Annotated in this window: 23 protein-coding genes and 1 pseudogene; 7 read left to right on the top strand and 17 right to left on the bottom strand. The window is 66.6% G+C overall.

What is annotated here, in order from left to right; all coding sequences use genetic code 11:
• On the bottom strand, positions 1 to 433 hold a 433-nt coding region (locus tag FXN61_RS35940), incomplete at its 3' end, for a hypothetical protein (protein ID WP_167978397.1).
• 57 nt (positions 434 to 490) lie between these two features.
• On the opposite strand from FXN61_RS35940, the gene FXN61_RS35945 reads away from it, so the two are divergent.
• Positions 491 to 646, top strand: coding sequence for a hypothetical protein (locus tag FXN61_RS35945; RefSeq protein ID WP_167978398.1), 156 nt, complete (start codon positions 491 to 493; stop codon positions 644 to 646).
• Positions 647 to 771: 125 nt separating this feature from the next.
• On the opposite strand, the gene FXN61_RS35950 is transcribed toward FXN61_RS35945, so the two are convergent.
• Positions 772 to 1,770, bottom strand: coding sequence for a VG15 protein (locus FXN61_RS35950; RefSeq protein WP_167978399.1), 999 nt, complete (start codon positions 1,768 to 1,770; stop codon positions 772 to 774).
• 168 nt (positions 1,771 to 1,938) lie between these two features.
• Between FXN61_RS35950 and FXN61_RS35955 the strand changes: the two genes are divergently transcribed.
• Complete coding sequence (locus FXN61_RS35955) at positions 1,939 to 2,175, top strand: hypothetical protein (protein WP_167978400.1); 237 nt, start codon at positions 1,939 to 1,941, stop codon at positions 2,173 to 2,175.
• A gap of 2 nt (positions 2,176 to 2,177) precedes the next feature.
• Here FXN61_RS35955 and FXN61_RS54760 read toward each other — a convergent pair whose 3' ends face one another.
• A complete protein-coding gene (locus FXN61_RS54760) occupies positions 2,178 to 2,798 on the bottom strand; it encodes a phage portal protein (protein ID WP_223165748.1) in 621 nt (206 codons plus the stop codon).
• Positions 2,750 to 3,727 (bottom strand): phage portal protein, encoded by a 978-nt coding sequence (locus FXN61_RS54765; RefSeq protein WP_223165750.1) that lies wholly within the window; start codon positions 3,725 to 3,727, stop codon positions 2,750 to 2,752. The genes FXN61_RS54760 and FXN61_RS54765 overlap by 49 nt, the downstream gene beginning before the upstream one ends.
• A 10-nt stretch (positions 3,728 to 3,737) precedes the next feature.
• On the opposite strand from FXN61_RS54765, the gene FXN61_RS35965 reads away from it, so the two are divergent.
• The gene (locus FXN61_RS35965; RefSeq protein ID WP_167978401.1) at positions 3,738 to 5,252 is read left to right on the top strand and encodes an ApeA N-terminal domain 1-containing protein; all 1,515 of its coding nucleotides are present in this window, start codon (positions 3,738 to 3,740) and stop codon (positions 5,250 to 5,252) included.
• Between the two features lie 17 nt (positions 5,253 to 5,269).
• Here the strand turns inward: FXN61_RS35965 and FXN61_RS35970 are convergent, their stop codons facing one another.
• Positions 5,270 to 6,967, bottom strand: coding sequence for a terminase large subunit (locus FXN61_RS35970; RefSeq protein WP_188135859.1), 1,698 nt, complete (start codon positions 6,965 to 6,967; stop codon positions 5,270 to 5,272).
• Positions 6,968 to 7,531: 564 nt separating this feature from the next.
• Between FXN61_RS35970 and FXN61_RS35975 the strand changes: the two genes are divergently transcribed.
• Positions 7,532 to 7,696 carry a hypothetical protein gene (locus FXN61_RS35975; protein WP_167978402.1) on the top strand — a complete coding sequence of 55 codons (165 nt, stop codon included), beginning with the start codon at positions 7,532 to 7,534 and terminating at the stop codon, positions 7,694 to 7,696.
• Between the two features lie 293 nt (positions 7,697 to 7,989).
• Here FXN61_RS35975 and FXN61_RS35980 read toward each other — a convergent pair whose 3' ends face one another.
• From FXN61_RS35980 to FXN61_RS35990, 3 genes are all read right to left on the bottom strand, one after another.
• Positions 7,990 to 8,445: a phage terminase small subunit P27 family gene (locus FXN61_RS35980; RefSeq protein ID WP_167978403.1), complete on the bottom strand. Its 456-nt coding sequence runs from the start codon at positions 8,443 to 8,445 to the stop codon at positions 7,990 to 7,992.
• A 133-nt stretch (positions 8,446 to 8,578) separates the two neighbouring features.
• Complete coding sequence (locus FXN61_RS35985; protein ID WP_167978404.1) at positions 8,579 to 9,358, bottom strand: hypothetical protein; 780 nt, start codon at positions 9,356 to 9,358, stop codon at positions 8,579 to 8,581.
• Positions 9,339 to 10,061: a phosphoadenosine phosphosulfate reductase gene (locus FXN61_RS35990; RefSeq protein ID WP_167978405.1), complete on the bottom strand. Its 723-nt coding sequence runs from the start codon at positions 10,059 to 10,061 to the stop codon at positions 9,339 to 9,341. The genes FXN61_RS35985 and FXN61_RS35990 overlap by 20 nt, the downstream gene beginning before the upstream one ends.
• A 59-nt stretch (positions 10,062 to 10,120) precedes the next feature.
• On the opposite strand from FXN61_RS35990, the gene FXN61_RS35995 reads away from it, so the two are divergent.
• Positions 10,121 to 10,366, top strand: a complete 246-nt coding sequence (locus FXN61_RS35995; protein WP_167978406.1) for a hypothetical protein — start codon at positions 10,121 to 10,123, stop codon at positions 10,364 to 10,366.
• Between the two features lie 619 nt (positions 10,367 to 10,985).
• On the opposite strand, the gene FXN61_RS36000 is transcribed toward FXN61_RS35995, so the two are convergent.
• The 6 genes from FXN61_RS36000 to FXN61_RS36025 all read right to left on the bottom strand — a co-directional run bounded on the left by FXN61_RS36000 (position 10,986) and on the right by FXN61_RS36025 (position 14,747).
• Positions 10,986 to 11,384: a hypothetical protein gene (locus tag FXN61_RS36000; RefSeq protein WP_167978407.1), complete on the bottom strand. Its 399-nt coding sequence runs from the start codon at positions 11,382 to 11,384 to the stop codon at positions 10,986 to 10,988.
• A 1-nt stretch (position 11,385) separates the two neighbouring features.
• The gene (locus FXN61_RS36005; RefSeq protein WP_167978408.1) at positions 11,386 to 12,570 is read right to left on the bottom strand and encodes a DUF932 domain-containing protein; all 1,185 of its coding nucleotides are present in this window, start codon (positions 12,568 to 12,570) and stop codon (positions 11,386 to 11,388) included.
• Positions 12,571 to 12,723: 153 nt separating this feature from the next.
• Complete coding sequence (locus tag FXN61_RS36010) at positions 12,724 to 13,116, bottom strand: hypothetical protein (protein ID WP_167978409.1); 393 nt, start codon at positions 13,114 to 13,116, stop codon at positions 12,724 to 12,726.
• A 79-nt stretch (positions 13,117 to 13,195) separates the two neighbouring features.
• Complete coding sequence (locus FXN61_RS36015; protein ID WP_167978410.1) at positions 13,196 to 13,591, bottom strand: hypothetical protein; 396 nt, start codon at positions 13,589 to 13,591, stop codon at positions 13,196 to 13,198.
• Positions 13,585 to 13,959: a hypothetical protein gene (locus tag FXN61_RS36020; protein WP_167978411.1), complete on the bottom strand. Its 375-nt coding sequence runs from the start codon at positions 13,957 to 13,959 to the stop codon at positions 13,585 to 13,587. Before FXN61_RS36020 ends, FXN61_RS36015 begins: the two co-directional genes overlap by 7 nt.
• A 194-nt stretch (positions 13,960 to 14,153) precedes the next feature.
• Positions 14,154 to 14,747, bottom strand: coding sequence for a hypothetical protein (locus FXN61_RS36025; RefSeq protein ID WP_167978412.1), 594 nt, complete (start codon positions 14,745 to 14,747; stop codon positions 14,154 to 14,156).
• Between the two features lie 204 nt (positions 14,748 to 14,951).
• Here FXN61_RS36025 and FXN61_RS36030 point away from each other — a divergent pair, with 204 nt between their 5' ends.
• Together FXN61_RS36030 and FXN61_RS54770 are read left to right on the top strand one after the other, a co-directional pair.
• On the top strand, positions 14,952 to 15,287 hold the full coding sequence (locus tag FXN61_RS36030) for a hypothetical protein (protein WP_167978413.1): 336 nt from the start codon (positions 14,952 to 14,954) through the stop codon (positions 15,285 to 15,287).
• Positions 15,287 to 15,415 carry a hypothetical protein gene (locus FXN61_RS54770; RefSeq protein WP_281360782.1) on the top strand — a complete coding sequence of 43 codons (129 nt, stop codon included), beginning with the start codon at positions 15,287 to 15,289 and terminating at the stop codon, positions 15,413 to 15,415. Before FXN61_RS36030 ends, FXN61_RS54770 begins: the two co-directional genes overlap by 1 nt.
• A gap of 121 nt (positions 15,416 to 15,536) precedes the next feature.
• On the opposite strand, the gene FXN61_RS57000 is transcribed toward FXN61_RS54770, so the two are convergent.
• The 3 genes and pseudogenes from FXN61_RS57000 to FXN61_RS36040 form a co-directional block, all read right to left on the bottom strand.
• Positions 15,537 to 15,800, bottom strand: a complete 264-nt coding sequence (locus FXN61_RS57000) for a DUF7340 domain-containing protein (protein WP_446684957.1) — start codon at positions 15,798 to 15,800, stop codon at positions 15,537 to 15,539.
• A 54-nt stretch (positions 15,801 to 15,854) separates the two neighbouring features.
• Positions 15,855 to 16,240 (bottom strand): annotated as a pseudogene (locus FXN61_RS57005) (DUF7341 domain-containing protein); the annotation flags it as partial.
• The gene (locus tag FXN61_RS36040; RefSeq protein ID WP_167978415.1) at positions 16,237 to 16,818 is read right to left on the bottom strand and encodes a zinc finger domain-containing protein; all 582 of its coding nucleotides are present in this window, start codon (positions 16,816 to 16,818) and stop codon (positions 16,237 to 16,239) included. The gene FXN61_RS36040 and the pseudogene FXN61_RS57005, both read right to left, overlap by 4 nt.
• Positions 16,819 to 16,898 lie beyond the last annotated feature (80 nt).

The raw sequence follows: 16,898 nt of genomic DNA on the forward strand, positions 1-16,898 counted from the left end.
CGAGGTCCGCGGTGATGGCGGCGGTGTCGACGGTGCCGTCCTCGCTGATGTAGCGGTCGCGGTCATCGAGGTAGCGCGGCGCGTCGGTGGGGTCGGCCCATCCGGTTGCGGCAGCGCGGATCTCGGCGTCGACGGCGAACCGGCGGATCGTGGCGAGCTGCTTCTCCACGGCCGTAGCGCGGTCGTTCGCGCGCTCAGCCTCGGTCTTGTTCGCAGCCTCGATCTCGTCCAGCCGCTTGGCCTTCTCGCTGTTCTCGCGGGCGGCGGTCTCGGCCGTGGTGAGCTTGGCCGTGGCCTGCTCGTAGAGCGCCTTGTAGTCCGGCTCCGCAGGCGGCCCACCAGGCTGCTCACCCGGCGTGGCAGGTGGCGCAGCCGTTTCAGGCGCTGGGTTCGTGTCGCCGGGGGCAGGTGGGGCGGTCAGGTTTTCGGACAAGGTGAAACCCCCTTTCGGGTAGCGTTGCTCGTTCGGAATGCGTGAGAGCATCTGTGGATGAGGAAGCCCTGGCTGAGCACGCTCGCTCTTGCGGTGTTGCTTGCTGCCTCTGCCGGAGCTCAGGTCATGGCTGGCGCTACCAGCGGTGTCACCGCCAAGATGGCGCCCTGGTTGCTCGTGACCGTCGCCGCCGCAGGCTTGGCGGGCTGCTGAGCAGCCCCTTTCGAGAACCAAAAAAGGCCGATTCAATTACCCGTCTTACAATCGACCCTTCAAAAAATCTCTGAGTTCTAGTCATAACGTGCGTTATGGCAAGTTCTCCGAGCTGGGTTCGATAGCTAGCGCAGGTACCCGAAGCGGCGGAGCTGGGTGATCAGCTCGTCGCGGTCGCGGGCGGTGTTGACCAGCTGCGCGGCGGTGGGGCGTGGTGTGCGCGCGGAGGAGTAGCGGCGGCCGGGCTGCTTACCGAGGTCGCCGAGCTGGCGGCCGACGCCGCGCACGGTGGTGGCTTCGCGGGTGTACTCGTGGCCTCCGGCGACATAGACCGCGTTGCGGCGGCGGGCGTTGACCACTCGGGAGATGTCGGCTCCGGCCCGGATCGCGTCCGCGTCCCCGGCGCCGAAGGCGTCGTTCTGCTGCGCGGGCGTCATCGCCTCGAACAGTGCACGCGGGTGGTTGCCGGGGCGGTCCTCGCGCCACTGCTCCCAGGTGACGGGCTTCATCTGGCAGTCGCAGCGCGGATGCCGCAGGAACGCGGTGCTGTAGCGGTAGAGCCGTCCGGCCAGCAGGATGCAGCGCCCGCACGCGGGCAGGACGATGATCCGCTCGTACCCGGCGATCTCCGGTTCGGCGAGAGCAGCAGCGGCGTGGGCGAGACGGCCGGCGTCGGCGGTCTCGGTGCTGACGTAGGTCAGCAGCCGGGCAAGCCCGATCGCGCGAGCCTCGCTCGGCGGCATCCCCGCGGCCACGGCCTTCTGGTAGAGCCGGAACGCGAAGTCCAGCAGCAACGCGAGCGGCAGCCCGTTCGCGGCGAACCCGGCGAACGCGGCGGCCACCACCGCGGCGACCGGCGACGAGACAGCGCGGGCGGTGGCCAACGTCGCGGCGATGTAGAGCGGGGCCAGCGCGGCGGCGGACTCCTGCGCGTGCTCGAGGTCTTGAACAACTCTAGGTCGTACCAGCTGTGTCCAGGACCCGAACGCGTCGCTCGCGTTTAGCAACTTCCAGGCAGCCTGGGCCTGGTCAACAGCGACGCGCACGATGCGCTGCTGCGCCCGGTAGTGGTCGGCGTCGGCGGTGGTGAACGCCAGCCCGGACGCTCCTGCAGGCGGTTGCATGCCACCACCTCCAGACGCCCTGTTGTCAGACAAGTACCGTGGGGATGTCTGAGTGTCAGGTGACAACGAGGTAACAGCATTTAAGTCAGTCGCTCTGGCGGTCGACCATCTTTTTGGGGGTTCGAACATCGTCTCGCCATCTCTTGATCTTTAAGGAGAGGTGGGCGTGTGACGACCGGAGAAGCACTGGCACTGGCAGGAACTGTCGGTCCGGTGTGCGCGCTGCTGGGACTCTGGCTCCGGCTGAGGTTCTACCGGCATGTGTACAAAGTTGGTGGAGCCGAAGACCTTGAGGCTGCTGCCAAAGCACTCGAAGGCCCGCTCGGCAAAGCCGCATCGGGTGTCAACGATCGCGTCCTACGGCAAAAGAAGCCTGGACCCGAGGATGGCAAGGCCGCGAAGTGAACTCACCGACCGGTCTCAGGCTCGCGGAACTGGACCGCCAGCGGCGGCAGGACCGACGCGCCCAGGCCATCCGCAGGCCTGCGCGGCTGAGGAAGTTCGGGCTCGTCATCGCCAGGACGACGCGGACCGGGCAGCGTCTTTGGGCCGAACTCGGCGGCCTGGTCGCCGCCGACGACGCGCGAGTACGCCTCGGCGTCCTCGGCTTCCATGTCTCGGATGTCAGTGTCGGAGTATCCGAGCGCCCGGCGGGCGAAGCGGCGCGGCAGCAGCTTGTCCGCCGAGTACAGCTTGACCGTGGCATCGGCCTGCGCGGCGAACGTCGGCGTGGCGGCGTCGGCCCACTGCGACTCGACCCGCAGCGCCTCGTCCGGCATCCGGCCGTCGCGCACCAGGAAGACCGTGCGGGTGACCTGTTCCCAGCCGTCGCCGAACGACCGCTGACGGCGTTCGGCGCGCTTGATGTGGCGGGACTCCGAGGACCGGATGCCGTCCGCCGATGCCGGGTTCTCGGTCGCGTAGCCGAGGTAGTGCGGCGGCAGGCCGGACAGCGACGCGACCAGCCGCGCGAGGGTGTTCAGCGTGTCGTGGAAGTTGGACAGGTTCGCCTCGGGGAACTGCCCCACCGAGACGCCGTCTCTTTCGGGCTCTTCGGGCTGGCCCACAGCACGCCGGCGACGGACTCCCACGGGGTGAGCGGGCGGCCGTTGGCGTCCACGAAGTCGTCACGGTCGAAGCCGAGCGCGTACCTTCGCGGCATCGCGTGGTACTCCGCGCTGATCATCATGTCCGTCGCGATCTTGCACGCCGCGTCCGAGAGCGGCAGGACGCTGATCAGCTCCGAGCGACCGAGCCGCGGGGGCGCGGTGCGGCGGCGTCGAGTGCGCGGACGGTTGATGATCGGGATAACAGGGACTTGGCCCATGCCGTGCTCGTCGCGGTCGATCTCCGACCAGGTGCCGCCACCGTTGTCGCTGCTGTACCAACGGGTTTCATTGGGCAGGTAGAGCGTGGCGTAGGCCTCGGTGTAGCCGTAGTCGTCCGGCTCGAACTGCCGCTTCAACGCGGCCCGGACCTTGCGCGTGCGCGGGTCCAGGTCCACGTGCACTTCCATCGGAGACTCCACCGTCACCAGCGGCGTGGACGAGTCTTCCTCGTTGGTGCCGACGATCGCGTAGGCGCGGCCGAGCGCGAGCGCGTCGATGTGCGCCTGCTCGGAATGCAGATCGAGCCGGTTGGCCTGCCAGATACGCCACAGCTCCCGGTCCGCGGCCTGCTCGCCGCCGAGCCGGAACCCCGTCACGTCCAGGCGCTCGTCCAGGCTGTCCACGACGAGCTGCGGCCAGTTGATGACCACCGACCGCAGCCGCGAGTCCATGCGCCGCAGCAACTCCGGGTGCATGTAGGACAGCGGCTGTTCGCCTTCGTAGTAGGCGTCCAGTAACTCCAGTTCGGGCAGCTGGGCGTTGTGCAGCCGGACGAGCCGGTTCACCCACTGCTCAGGAGCCAGCTCGAACTTGGTGGAGATCAGATCGACCACCGCCAAGTTGACCAAGCTTGAGACCGTGAAGGTTCTCGACCATCAACAGAATCTTGCGACGCGCCCTCTAAATGCGATGCGAGGAGCCGTTGCCGCGTTTAGATTGGTCCGTCTACGCCGAGATTGTGGGGTTCTGATGCGATCAATTGACCAACTGGGCGTCTTCTGGTTGGAAGATCACGAAGACGACGTCCTTTCGGGACGACTTACCTTCGACCCGTCAGGCAGCGGGGTAGATCTTCAGTTGGTCGGATCGTTCGATGCCCATGATCGCAACCATAGAACCAATGTTCGCATCTTTGGCTGGATCGGGAACGACAAGGTCACCCTCGATGATTGCTGGGCAAGTAACAGCAACTTCAGGGCGCCGGGACCTGAAGAGGTCACCTACTATGCGAACGAAATGTTTGTCGGACACCATCTCAGTGGCGAACTTGCCTTCGACTCGGTTTATGTGATGTTCGAAGACTTGGGCAGTTGGGTTCAGCGAAGCGCTATCGACGTTAACCAATCGGAAGATCGCTATCAAATTACGTGCAATTCCGTGGAGGTGGAGTCGAGCCCGTTCTCGGGAGGATCCATCTCACTGCACGTGAACTGGAACGCGCCTGGCGACAAGTTCACGGGGATCAGCGTGACCCAGTGGCCAGTATTCAAGATCGCATATTCCGAGCGTCAGTCCTTTGATGCGATCCAAGAGGATGTCGGTCGACTTGAATCCCTAATCTCGCTTTGCACTGACACGCCGATCGTGGACGTGAGCCTCAAGCTTCAACGCGCAGACGCACGAGTGAGGATGCTCGACGGCTCGGAGTCGAGCCACCTGCAACTCATCGAGCACCTCTCGTCTCGCATCAACTACAAGCCCACCGAAAAGCGGAAGCAGAGGCGACATCATCGCATGCTGCTTGACTATCAGGAGCTAGGTGGGATTTCGAGTGTGGCAACGTGGATGGACAAGTCTGCCCTCTTCACTCGGCCGCTCCACTCGCTGATGAGCACCCAGCGTGCCCGGCAAATGTTCATGGAGAACAAGTTCATGAACGTCACCTATGCTGCCGAAGCGCTCCATCGCGCGCTGATCGGTGGCGGCCAAGGGATGGATACGGCCGAATTCGAGGAGCTGATCGCCGCCTACACAAAGGTCACGCCAGAAGTTCATCGCGATTGGCTGCTCGAAAAAATGAAGTACATCAACGGAGCCTCACTTCCGAAGAGACTAAACCAGCTGGCTCAACGCGCTGGTGCGGCGACGCGAGACTTGATTGGTGACCGAAAAAGATGGGCACAGACAGTAGCAACTGTCCGGAACGAACTTACTCACCTCAAGGAAGGAGCGTCTTCCGCTAACGGCGGGGATCTTTACCGCATGGCGGAATCGGTGTATGCGGTCGCGCGGATCTGCATGCTTCTTGAGGCGGGCGTTCCAGCGGAGGTGCTCGATCGGAAGGCGAATGAGTGGCACATGCTGTGGTATAAGCATGATCTGGCCGCAACAATTGCAAAGGTGCGCTCTGGATTCAGTAAGAATGGCGAGTAATCGAGCGCAAGCCAGCCCTATCCCATGACTACCATCCGGCCTGACTTCTTGACCTTGGCGCCACGCAACCTCCATCCGCCTACTGCCATCGCGGCGGTGGGCACGGCGTCGATGCGTTTGCCGGTCTTGCCGCGCTCGGGTTTGTCTGGCCTGATCAGGTCGGGTTCGCCGGGTGGGTGGCGGACCTCGACGGAGTCGAAGCAGAACTCGGCGACGGGGTTGCCGTGGTGCGACCAGCCCCGTGACTTGGTGAGTGCCATCAGCTCGGTCATGCCGTGGGTCATGCCCTTGTAGGTCTGGGCAACCGGGTACATCGGCACGCCGGTACGGCGTTCGAGGCGCTGGCGGACGGGTTCGCCCGACCATTCGTCGTAGGAGATGTCGGCGAGGCGCAGCAGGCCGGAGTCTGCCGTGATGTCGTTCTCGATGACGTCGTAGTCGATGACCTCGCCGTCCGTCACGGTGATCCAGCCCTGCTCGACCCAGCGGGAGAACTTGTTGTCGTTGCGCTCGTCCAGGAACGCGACCGCTGTCTCTGGGAGCCAGAACCGCCACAGCGCGCTCGGGTGTCCGTCGATGCCGTTGGGGACGATCAGGCACCACGCGGTCATGTCCATCTTGGACGCGAGGTCCAGGCCACCCCACGCGGGCCGGCCGGCGTGCAGCTCCAGCAGCCGCGTCGGTGGCGTGTCGCTCGTGCCGGTGCACGCGGTGTAGAGGTGCATCGGCATCCACCGCGAGGACTGCGACACCCACTGGTTCAACCGGTACTGGCGAAACGCGTTCTCGCGGGCCGGGTCGTTGCGCGCTTCCAGTGCCTCTTCCCTCAGTGCTGCAAGGGAGAGGAAGTCGCCGAGCGCGGGGTTGGAGAAGTACCAGTTCGCCTCGTCCCAAGGATCCGCGTCCTCGGGCAGGTTGCGCAGGTACACGAACCGGTGCGGTGCACGCGACGGGTCGTCGGCGATCTTCACGCACTCGTCGTGCTCGCTCTTGGCGAACGAGGTGGGGTCGTTGCCCGCGGTGGTCGCCGCGATCAACAGCGGTTCCAAGCGGGTTCCCATGCCCGTGCGCATCGCGTTCCAGAAGTCGCCGTTCGGCTGGGTCAGGACCTCGTCGAAGATGACGCAAGAGGGGTTGGAGCCGAGGTTGCCGAGCGCGTCGGCGGGCACGACGACGTAGACGCTGTTGGTCTTCTCGTCGATGATCCGGGCGCTGTGGGCAACCACCCGCAGTCGCCGCGAGAGCACCGGGCTGAGGGCGACCATGCGGGCGGCGACGTTGAAGACGAGCTTTGCCTGGTCGATGTCGCGGGCGCAGCCGTAGATCTCCGCGGACTCCACGCCGTCGCCGCACAGCATGTAGAGCGCGACGAACGCCAGCAGCTCGGACTTGCCGTTCTTGCGGGCCAGCTCGATCCAGGCGATGCGGAACCGGCGAACGTAGCACCGGGCTTCGTCGTCCCAGCGGACCTCGCCGAACAAGGGACGCACGATGTCGTCGCGCTGCCAGTCGGCGAGGATGAAAGGCCGGCGAGCCCATCTGTCCTTGGTGTGGACACAGATTTCCTCGGCGAAGGCCTGTGCGTGGTCGGCGCGCGGGGTGCAGAAGTGGTCGCCCCGCTTACGGCAGCGGCGGCCGTCGAACGTCCTGCCGCACACCAGCGGGCGGGGGTCGACCTTCTTGCGAGATGAGCCGGTCCGCGCCGCCCTGTCCATCGGCGACCACCTCGGCTTTGAGGAATTGGTCGCTGATCTACGTTCAGCCGACGTGCTTCTCGGTGGCCCGCCGTGCCATGCCTATCCGGCTGCCTCAACTTCCACCGTGCGGGCACCTAGCGCAGCCGCAAGGTTGAAGGTGCACCGCGTCTTCAAGATCGGGCACTCGCTCAACATGGACGGCGACGACTACATCTTCTACACACCAACTGCCAGAAAATCATCGTGTGGCGGAAGTTAGTTGATCATGGCTTCTACCAGGCTTTTGGCTGAAAGTGGCAGGAGATCTACACCGACCTCCCGGATCTGAGCATCGGCGCCTAGCACCAGGGCTCTGGCCTTGTCACCTGGGGGTTCGCGCCACCGAGCGGCCAATCCAAACCTGGGGATCTTTCCCCTGTACCCGGGTACACCTTCCCCGTTTTGCCGGTGGCAGCCGATACGATTTCGCTCATGCCGTGGCAGCCAGCTACGTGACAAGGCGCCACCTCCAGTGCCTCTCGGCTCCGGCCGGGTTGGGAGGCCGACACCAACCCGCTGTGGTGAAGTCGGTGGAGGTGACACATGACCGACAGCACGCCGGACGACGAGCCGGTGGGTGATAGGTCAGAACAGGAAGTTGAGAGACGGCGGTCCAGGGGCTGGCACCCCGAGCGGACCACCGCTCTCCTCAACCTCCTGACGCAGGTCGTCGTACTGATCGGCCCGATCATCGACCTGTTCAACTGACGCGGCGGCGGTGTCTTCTACCGAGGGCACCGCCCGCCCGCTCGTCACTCGCCCTCCATGCGAACGCATCTAACTGAGATGGCTGTTCACAACTAGCTGAGCCAGTAACTCCAGTTAGTCTACTGTGCCAGTATAGACCCGGCTACCCGCCTGACCTGCGGAAACAAGTTTTTCCTAGCCGCAGGTTGTGGGCAGGTAAATCAGTTAGACCGTGTGCTGGCCAGTTAGACCAGCGCGTTCGGGGCCCCCGATGTAGCCGTTGTACCGCGGTACAAGGCGCTGCCCGGAGTGGATTACGACAGCAGCCTCTCGGCTCCGCCACTGGCGTCGCCTGCCACCTCGGCCTTCACGGACTGGCGGTCGGACGGGGTCATACCGAACCGGGCGGCGTAGGTGAGGAAGGTGCGTTCGGCTTCGGCTTGGATGCCGAGGAGCGGGTTCTTCACCAGCCCGCCCGCGCCCTGTACGAGGAGCTGTGAGCGGTTGAGCAGCGCGGTGGCTTCCTTGTAGCGGGCGAGGGCTTGGCAGAGCACGACGAAGGCGTCGGCGTCCCAGGTGGTGAGGACCTTGCGGGCGATCAGGCCGGGGGCGAGCCGGTCCCACACGGCGCGGGCTTCGTCGGAGAGCCAGTCCGGTGGCTCGATGGTTCCGGTCGGCGGAACCGGCTCGGTGTCGTTGATCCGGTCGGGGCGGTCACCGTGGAGGATGCGGAGCGATGTGGGTTTGGGTGCGGGTCCGCGCTTGCCCATCGGTGATCACCTCCCCGAGCTCAGGTCAGCTCGCGGGCGGGCTTCCGCCGGCGTTGGAGCCGCTGTTGGCGTTGCGGCTGAAGGTGCGGCGGATGGCCGCGACGCCGCGTCGGAATGCGTTGCGCAGTGCTGTTCACCTCCCCTCGGTGTCGGCGGGAGGTGCTGCGGGCAGGTCGATGTCGAGCACGTCGGCCAGGCGGTGCCCGTCGATGTACTTGTCCCCGAACGCCAGCATGTTCACGGCCTTGAGGAACGTGTCCTTGTGTGCGCGCAGCGGGAACCACAGCACTACCCAGTGCGGGGAGTCGGTGAGCAACCGGCCGCGTTCGGCTCGTTCGTCAGCGGCCCGGAGCGCGGCGGAGAGCGCCATCAGCTCGGCGTGGGAGTCGGTCGCGAGGTCGCCGGTGTACTCGACCTCGGCCAGCGGGTCCGGCATGGCGTCGGCCTGCAGCTGTGCCAGCAGATCCTCGGTGGACAGCCCGCCGGTGCTCGGCGCGAGGGATTGCAGCGCCGCCAGCACGTCGACCTCCTCGGCCTGTTCCGGCTCGGCCTGCTCGGCATCAACCGGGATGCTCAGGGCGGCGGCCAGTTCCAGCCCGTCGATCCACCGGCCGTCGACCGCGGACACCGGGAGCCCGGCGACGAACGCCGCGCAGGCCTCGGCGGTCCAGAAGCACGGAGCACACCAGTACTCGGTGTCGGTCGCGGCCATGTAGCGCTCTTGCTCGCGCCGCGCCCTGGCCCGGAAGCCGGAGGTGTTCTCGTCCAGGTCCTCCTCGTCGGCCTTGCGTTTCGGCTTCGGCGCGGCGTTGAGAGCAGCGAGCAGGTCCGCGGGTTCTGACGAAGAGGCCGGCGACGCCATCGCCTGGAGCTGCGTGAGCAGGTCCTGCGGCTCATCGGGTGTAGCGGGCACGCAGCACCTCCAGCTCGACCAGCGGGAACCACTGCCGGATCAGCTCGTAATCGGCGGGGAAGCGCTCACGCAGCGGCTCGATGAACCGCAGGTCCAACCCGTCCCACGAGCGGCCGAACATCGCGTAGTCGACCGGGAGCCGCACCTGGTGGCGGGCGATGATCTCCCGCACGTGCCGGATCTTCCAGTCCCACACGATCGAGATCTTGCGGATGTCATCGCGGCGCGGGCCGTGCGTGGTCATCGCCATCCGCCGGTTCGGGCTGTCGGCCGCACGCACACCGCCCGCGTTCCACGCGCCGGGCAGGTTCAGGTCCTCGCGGACCAGGTTCGCAACGTCCTCGTAGGAGGGCATCGGCAGGCCCGCGGCCTCGATCACCGCGAGCCGGTGCGGGACCTGGAAGGTGAAGGTGTTGAGCCACCGGAACATCGCCGGGTGCGGGTAGCGGTGGATCTTCGTGCCGAAGAAGTCCTCGAAGTAGGCCAGCGACTCGTCCACGAAGGACATGCCCGGCACGTGGTACAGGAAGTACGGCACGACCTCGAGTCCCGCGTCCCTCATGGCGAGCCATGCGGAGATGCTGTCCTTGCCGCGCGAGAACGCCAGCAGCACCGGTTTGCCCTCGGCCGCGAGGTCGTCCAGCAACTCCAGCGACGACGGGCGGCCCTCGATCGTCACCAGGTCGGTCGGGCGGTAGGTCACGCGACCACCACCCGCGCGCGAACCGAGTTCACGAATCCGAACTGAGTTAGCATCCGATCATGGGGGATCTGATCACGAACGCCGAGCAGGAACGCGCCCGCGTGCTGGACGAGCTGAGCGAGGCAGCCGGCCAGGAGGCCGCGTGGCGCGACCGCAAGGAAGCCTTGATGCTCAAGGCAAAGAGCCTCAACATCTCGGCGCGGAAGATCGGCGAGCACGCGTTCATGAGCGACGTCGGAGCGGCCAAGGCCATCGACCGCAAGCGCGCCGAGCCCGACGTAGGAACCGCGTCCTCGGAAACCTGACCGGCCAGAACTGGCCCTCAGTGGCGGGTTCGCCCGGCGCGGCCTCGGGGGTCCCTCCCCTGGGCGGCGTGGGCCGGGCGCGGTCGGCGGCCGTGCCTCAGCCGGTCGGTGCCTGCGGCACCGGTCCGGCCCTGAGACGGCTTCTCACGGGCTGTTCCATCCTCCCTTGGTTCGGGGATCGGTGGCGGTGTTGCGGCCATGACAGGAGGCACACAGGCCCCGGCCATGCTTGGGGTTGTTCGGGTCTCCCCCTTGTGCCACAAGCTCTCTACGGGTGAGCGGCCAGTGATCGGCCACAGTGGACGGCCACGGGCACGGCCGGCCGGGTGGTGGCGGGCCACACGGTGAGGCACAGCGGCACAGCGGGTGCGCGGCCAGTACGCCCGAGCGGAAGCGGGAGCGGTGCAGGCCGGTGTAACCCCTTTCGGCCACGGTGCCCCGGCTGGTGTCGGCACGGCTGCGGCATCGGCCGCACCGGCCACCCCGGCGAGTGAGCTCGGAGCATCCGGGAGTGGTGCAGGGTCGTTCAGCGCGAGTAGGCACGACGGCATCACCCGGTCACGGCAACGGGCACAGCCCCCACACCGGCGGTGTGGGGGCTGTGCGGGGGTAGAGCTGATCAGGCAGCGGTCTGCCACTGGCGGGGGACGGCCTGCTCATCGGTGGCCAGCTTGTCCAGCCCGGCCACCAGGGAGAACAACCGGTCAGACACTCTCTGCCCGGCCTTGCCTTCCTGCACCTGGCGGACCAGGGTCCGGACCCGGTCCAGTGCCCAACCAGGATCGGTGATCTCGGCACAGGTGTACCGGTTGTAGCCCTGCCATCCCTCACCCTCCGGACCGGTCCACTGGGACGGCAGAAGGGAGCCCTTGCGGCACAACCAGGTGTCCAGCTTGTCCACCAGGTAGGCCAGCACCACGGTTGCTGGCACCTGTTCGGCGTCCGCGTTCTCCCACTCCAGGATGACCACCCGGATCATGGCCAGAGCGGCGGTCGGGTCTGCGACCTGGTGCAGCATGTCAGCCCACCTTCAGCAGCTGGAAGACGCGGTCCTTCAGCTCGGCGCCATCCCCAAACAGGGCACGGTCGGCACGCGCCACCGCGTAGTCCTGCTTGGTGCGGATGTCCACCCAGTGGTCGGTGTACTCGCTGAACGCGTTCGCCGCGGCCCACCGGGTGTTGCGGCAGTTCTCCTGAGTCGGAGCCTCCCGGAACAGCTTGAGCAGCCGCGCGCCACGCTCGTGGTACTTGGACACGGCATGCATGGTGTTGCTGACCTCTGTCTTCGGCCAGATCACCTCACAGAAGCTCTGAAATTCCTTGTCGGACATCGGAGCCATGAGCAGCTTCTCTGCCTCTTTCTGGAAGTCCTCAGCCACCTTGAAAGACAAGTCCAGAGCCTGGCGGGCCTCAGCAATGCGAGCCTTGGCGTTGCCCACGTGGCGGATCTTGAACTTGGATTTGAAGTTCTGAAGTGCCATTGACTGAGTGTTGGCGCACACCACCCGGATCATGGTGGTGACCAGATAAAGCGACCGGGTGCCGTCGTGGGCATTCATTCCCACAAGGTTGAGATTGTGGGCATCCTGCCCGCCAACCTGAACGGCCTCCGGGAGCTTCATGGACATGAACACCTCACGGCCACCACGGAGTGAGCCACCGGTGTCGAACACCGCCCCGTACTCGTCCACGAGGGCCTGAAGGATCTCGGCCAGCTCCTCGTTCTGGATGGGCGTGTACTTGCCCTGCACGGTCCCCAGGGGCTCGGTTGCCTTGGTGACCGGGTTGGTTCGGACGGTGGCCCACCAGTTCCTCATAGGGTGCGGGGTGGCGGTGTCATCATCCACCACCAGGCGGAACGGGTTCCGGCCCTGGTTGCGGCCGTCGAACTCGTCCACCCCCACGCCGGCGGCCTGAAGGGCTGCGGCCTCGGCCTCATCCCCCGTGGCGCACACGTCCTCGTGCTGGCTCCCCAGACCTGCCCCACACTCCAGGCAGCGGTCCCCGGTCTCGGTGAAGAACAGCGGCTCGGTACGGACATCCCAGCCACCCAAGAGACCATCGGTCATCAGGTCTTCCACGGTGAGGCTGCCAGCCTTGACAATGCCCAACCGGTGCCAGGCATCCATGTTGTTACCGGCCACAAAAGCGGTCCGGCCATCCTGAAACTGTTCAAGCTCATGAGCCATGAGTGAATCCTTCATCCGGCACAGCATGGGTAACCCCTGTGCTGTGTTGCGGTTTTGGTTGACACCACAGACATTACCGGCGGGAATGCCCTTGTCAAACCGGATTCAAAGAATTCAGCGAAAGTGACTCCGCACGGGTTAACGTGTGGTTTTGCCGATTAAAAGCGATCACGCGCGAAATGGAAAAAGGCCCACGCCGTGCGGACGTGAGCCCTTTCCGTCCACCGTGATCAAAGCGTCAACCAAAACCGCGGGGACCCGGCCATCATGCCCGAACGCCGTGCAGGCCGTCGAGCCGAGGCCGCGGTGTCTAGTCGTCCCAGCCTGGTACGCCGCGATCTCCAACAGGGTCGCCACCGCCTCCGGGTCGAGGTACAGGTCGGCCGCGCCCATCGAGGCCAGGCGGAGGACGTCGGCGTCCATCTGCTCACAGCCCTTGTCATTGCCAGGTTCGCGCCACGGTGGCCGCGGGCCGGTCTGGAAGTAGCGGAACAACTTCTCGCGTGCCGCGTCGAGGTCCGCGCCCGGCGCGCTGTGCGCCTCGTCTGCGAGCTGATCCATCGGTTTCTCCTTGTGCGCCAACAGCATGAGCGGGAAGGACTCGGCGGCGAGGAGAGTCCTCGCCGCCGAGCGGGTTCGGTCAGCGCAGGGCGACCGCGTCCCAGAAGTGCTTGAAGTCGGGCTTGTCCTGGCGAGATCCGACGAGCTGGTACCAGTGCGTCAGCGCCGCGTGCCCGGCGTCGGTGAGTCGGTAGGCGAACTCCTCGGCCAGCGGGACACCCACGAGCCCGGCCTGCACCGCCGTTTCCAGCGCGCCGGGCTCGGTGTGCCAGTCCAGTGCTGACGGCCGGTTGAACCCGGCCGCGACCATGAACAGGACCCGGTGCACTGGGATCGCCGTTTGCAGCAGCCCGAAGAGCTGGGCCTGCACGTGCACGCGCTGTTCCGGCTGTTCGTACCGTGCCGCGAGGCCGGCGAATTGCTTAAGCCCGGCCCTGACTTCGAGCGGTGCGGCCTGCGGGTGCTCGGTCACCATCCCGTCGCCGCCTTCCACAGCTCCTGGAACGGGGGCAGGTTCTTGTGCGGGGCCACCTGGCGCAGCCAGTCGAGCAACGCCTCCGTGCCGTCGATCGTGAGCTTGCGGCCGGAGCGGTACAGCCACCCGCGGGCGTGCGCCTCCAGCCGGGCCTGCTCCGGCACCTCGGCAAGGATCTCGTCGGAGTAGCCGAGCTGGATGAAGCACAGCAGCCGCATCACGTCTACGTCGGCCGCCAAGGTCTGGTAGAGCGCGTCCAGCTTCTCGGCCTCGGCTCGTAGCGCCCGCGCGGGCAGGCTGTCGAGGTACTGCCGGAACGCCTCCGCCGGGCTCATCGCGGTGTCCTCGGGTGGGATAACATCGGTCACGTTCGGTTCCTCTCGGAGTCCGTTTAACGGGTCCGCTCCGATGGGCACCGGCCACGCCTCGGGGCTGTTACCAGCAGCCGCCGAGGCACCCGCGTTTTGGGCAGCCAAATACCCGGAGCAAAAACGGGGCACCCGCATGGCAGGTGTGAGCGCCGGGGTCTCAGCAGCCAGCCACTGAAACCCCGGCCACTTGATCACAGAAGCGCGAGCCACTTCGCGTACTTGCTGCTGCGGGCATTCCGGAGAATTTCCCCCGCACGCTTGCGCAGCCGGAACCACGGGCTGTTGTGGGAGATCTCAACGGTGCCCCACGTGATGCCGAAGGTCACGACATCCACGGGCTCCCGGAGAGCCAGCTGGCGGTGAAACCGGCGCTGGTCCTCGTGCAGAGGGCTCTGTCCCGGCAGCGACCAGCTGAAGCGCTCGATCCAGTCCTCCATCTCAACCAGCAGCTCCTGACGTGCGGCGATGTCATCGACCAGCGGCTGAGGGCAGGGGGCGTCGAAGTCCATGAAGCACGCACCGGTTCGGCCGGTGGACAGCCAGACGGACATGGGCAGCGCGAGCTCATCGCGCGCCCTGCTGATGATGTAGGCGGCCAACTCGGCCGGATCGGTGAGGCTCTGGGTTTCCCGGTAGCGGGTCCCAATCAGTGCCCCATCGGGCGGTGGCAGAAGTCTTTTGAGCTTGCCAAAGGAGAACACAAGGGTCCTTTCACCTGACCCTGTGGTGTTACCAGCACCCCAGGGCCTCTCTGAATACCCCTTCATTCTTCCCGGCTTGATCACCTAAATGCAAGCGGTTCGGGATTCCCGAGAATGAATTAGTGCGTTCGGATTTTAAAACCCTGGAAAGCGCGTAGAAACGAATCGGCGAGCTTTTGCCAATGGAATGCAGGCGAGAGCGCCGGTTCAGGGAGGGGTGGCTCGGGGTGGCGCGAGGTTGCCGCGTCGGCTTGCGCGGTGGCGAGCGGGCGACGCACCATCGAACGTATGAGCGATCAGGATGGGTACTCGTGGGCGCTGGAGCAGGTTCCCGAGACCTGTCCCGAGCCCGTGTGGGTCCTCCTGGACGAGGTCTACCGAGATGCTCCAGGCCCGCCGCAAGAGCCGGCGCTGACGAAGAACCGGCGCCAGCACGCCATGAATCCCACGGGCTGGGTGGTTGGCCACGTGACCGAGTGGGTTCGTTACGAGAACGGCGCGTGGATGGGGTTGGTGACCTACGAGGTTCCGACCGTGGGGCTGAAGAAGGAGCCGGTGCGCCACCACGTGCGGCGTACCGCGTTGCGCAAGCGCGCGCCGAACGAGGTCGAGCCGCCCTTCTGATGAGGGGTGCGGGCGACGGCGTCGCGCTCGGCGGTGGGGGCGCCTGGTGCTGCGGTGTGCCGTCGCCCGCGAAGGCGAAGGCGGCGTCGGGTGGCGGCGACGCGGCCTTCGCGCTCGGAAACCCTTGAAACACAACGAAGCCCGCCGCGCCGAGGGGTGGTGGCGCGACGGGCTTCAGTTGGGGGTTTGGGGGGATCTGGATACACGTGTACCCAGCCCTGTAATAATGCCTGCTGAAACGACTGAAGGTCAACTTGTTTCCGACGTGACGCCGGTCACTGCCAGAGTCTCCTGGCGCTGCTGCTCGATCGCTGCGGCCAGCTGGCCCCACACGTCCATGCCCCAGGCCGCGCCACAGTCGGCACACACGACCTCGACCCGCTCTGGGTCGACGGACAGCGCGGGCCGGCGCAGGTAGTCGTTCTCCTCCTCGGACCAGACCTGCACGGCCGTGGCCCGGCACATCGGGCAAGCCCTGCCGTGCAACGGAAACCGCGGCGGCGGGTCGAGCATCAGCCGTGCTTCGCGCACCCACTCGGCAGCCCGGTCGGCGGCCCACGCGAGGTAGTCGAACGCCTCGTACTGCCACTCCTCGGCGTGCAGCACCCACAGCCGCAACCGCTTGCCCAGCTCCTCGTACTGCTCGTGGTCGTGCCCGTGGCAGGCCTGCCGCACCACACCGCGGATCTCGGCGACCAGCGCGAGCGGTGCCAGCGATGCGGCGGGCGCGAGCCGTGCGCGGTCTTGCCGGTGCGTTCGCTGCCGGGGTGCACGGCCTCGGCGACCTGGTCGAGCAGCGGCAGGATCTCGGCCCACTCCGTGCGGGTAGTGCCGTCCGGGTTCTGCCGCACGACCTGGACCATGCCGGGCTGGACGAGCTGGTCGACGGCGACCTCCAGCGCCAGGCGGGCGTGAGCGGCGACGGACTGGTCAGGCCTCGGGTTCTCGATCATGCGTGGGCTCCTTGCGGTGCGGCGGTGGTCGCGGTCTCGCCGCGGGTGGACTGCTCGGCGGCCTGCTTCTTCTTCACGGCCGTCAGCCGGGACGGGTGCATGCGGGTGATCGGGTCGCGCAGCTCCCGCTTGCCGGACCGGTCACGGGAGAGCGGGCCGCAGACCTGCCCGGCCAGCGCCTTGCAGAACGGGCACCGCACCGTGCGGGCGAGCACATGGTCGGCGTTCCAGGTCCAGCCCATCGCGGCGTAGACCTTCGCGATGCCGCGCGCTCCTGCAGCTGCCGCGGCTTCCCGGTCGCGTGGTACGGGCGGACGGGCGGAGCTCGGCGTGCCGGTGCGCGCGGGCTGCGAGCGAGCGCGGTCGATCAGGCCGGCGATCTGGGACGGGGTGGCGCGGGTGACCTTGTTGGCGGGTAACGAGGACAGCGCGGCGTGGCACTCGGCGGCGCTGTAGTGGCGCAGCTCCCGCAGCCAGGCGGTCACCTGGTCGTCGCTGACGTGGTCGCCGTCGCCCAGGCGGTAGTGGGCGAGCAGGCCGTGCATCTCGTTGCGCGTCAACGGTTTCTGCGTGCTCATGCCGCGACCTCCGCGCTCGCCGCGGCGGTCTCGGTCAGGGCGCGGTCGAGGATCGCGTGCAGCGCGTCGGCGTCGGCGTG

Source organism: Lentzea indica (assembly GCF_012184385.1).
Lineage (GTDB): Bacteria > Actinomycetota > Actinomycetes > Mycobacteriales > Pseudonocardiaceae > Lentzea > Lentzea indica.

Bases quoted from the DNA above. Each gene is read 5' to 3' on its own strand.
- FXN61_RS54770 (WP_281360782.1), top strand. From the start codon at position 15,287: ATGAGGGGTGCGGGCGACGGCGTCGCGCTCGGCGGTGGGGGCGCCTGG.
- FXN61_RS36000 (WP_167978407.1), bottom strand. From the start codon at position 11,384: ATGCTGCACCAGGTCGCAGACCCGACCGCCGCTCTGGCCATGATCCGG.
- FXN61_RS35975 (WP_167978402.1), top strand. From the start codon at position 7,532: ATGACCGACAGCACGCCGGACGACGAGCCGGTGGGTGATAGGTCAGAA.
- FXN61_RS36040 (WP_167978415.1), bottom strand. From the start codon at position 16,818: ATGAGCACGCAGAAACCGTTGACGCGCAACGAGATGCACGGCCTGCTC.
- FXN61_RS35970 (WP_188135859.1), bottom strand. From the start codon at position 6,967: ATGGACAGGGCGGCGCGGACCGGCTCATCTCGCAAGAAGGTCGACCCC.
- FXN61_RS35980 (WP_167978403.1), bottom strand. From the start codon at position 8,445: ATGGGCAAGCGCGGACCCGCACCCAAACCCACATCGCTCCGCATCCTC.
- FXN61_RS36010 (WP_167978409.1), bottom strand. From the start codon at position 13,116: ATGGATCAGCTCGCAGACGAGGCGCACAGCGCGCCGGGCGCGGACCTC.
- FXN61_RS36015 (WP_167978410.1), bottom strand. From the start codon at position 13,591: ATGGTGACCGAGCACCCGCAGGCCGCACCGCTCGAAGTCAGGGCCGGG.
- FXN61_RS35950 (WP_167978399.1), bottom strand. From the start codon at position 1,770: ATGCAACCGCCTGCAGGAGCGTCCGGGCTGGCGTTCACCACCGCCGAC.
- FXN61_RS36005 (WP_167978408.1), bottom strand. From the start codon at position 12,570: ATGAAGGATTCACTCATGGCTCATGAGCTTGAACAGTTTCAGGATGGC.
- FXN61_RS57000 (WP_446684957.1), bottom strand. From the start codon at position 15,800: ATGCTCGACCCGCCGCCGCGGTTTCCGTTGCACGGCAGGGCTTGCCCG.
- FXN61_RS35995 (WP_167978406.1), top strand. From the start codon at position 10,121: ATGGGGGATCTGATCACGAACGCCGAGCAGGAACGCGCCCGCGTGCTG.
- FXN61_RS36030 (WP_167978413.1), top strand. From the start codon at position 14,952: ATGAGCGATCAGGATGGGTACTCGTGGGCGCTGGAGCAGGTTCCCGAG.
- FXN61_RS35945 (WP_167978398.1), top strand. From the start codon at position 491: ATGAGGAAGCCCTGGCTGAGCACGCTCGCTCTTGCGGTGTTGCTTGCT.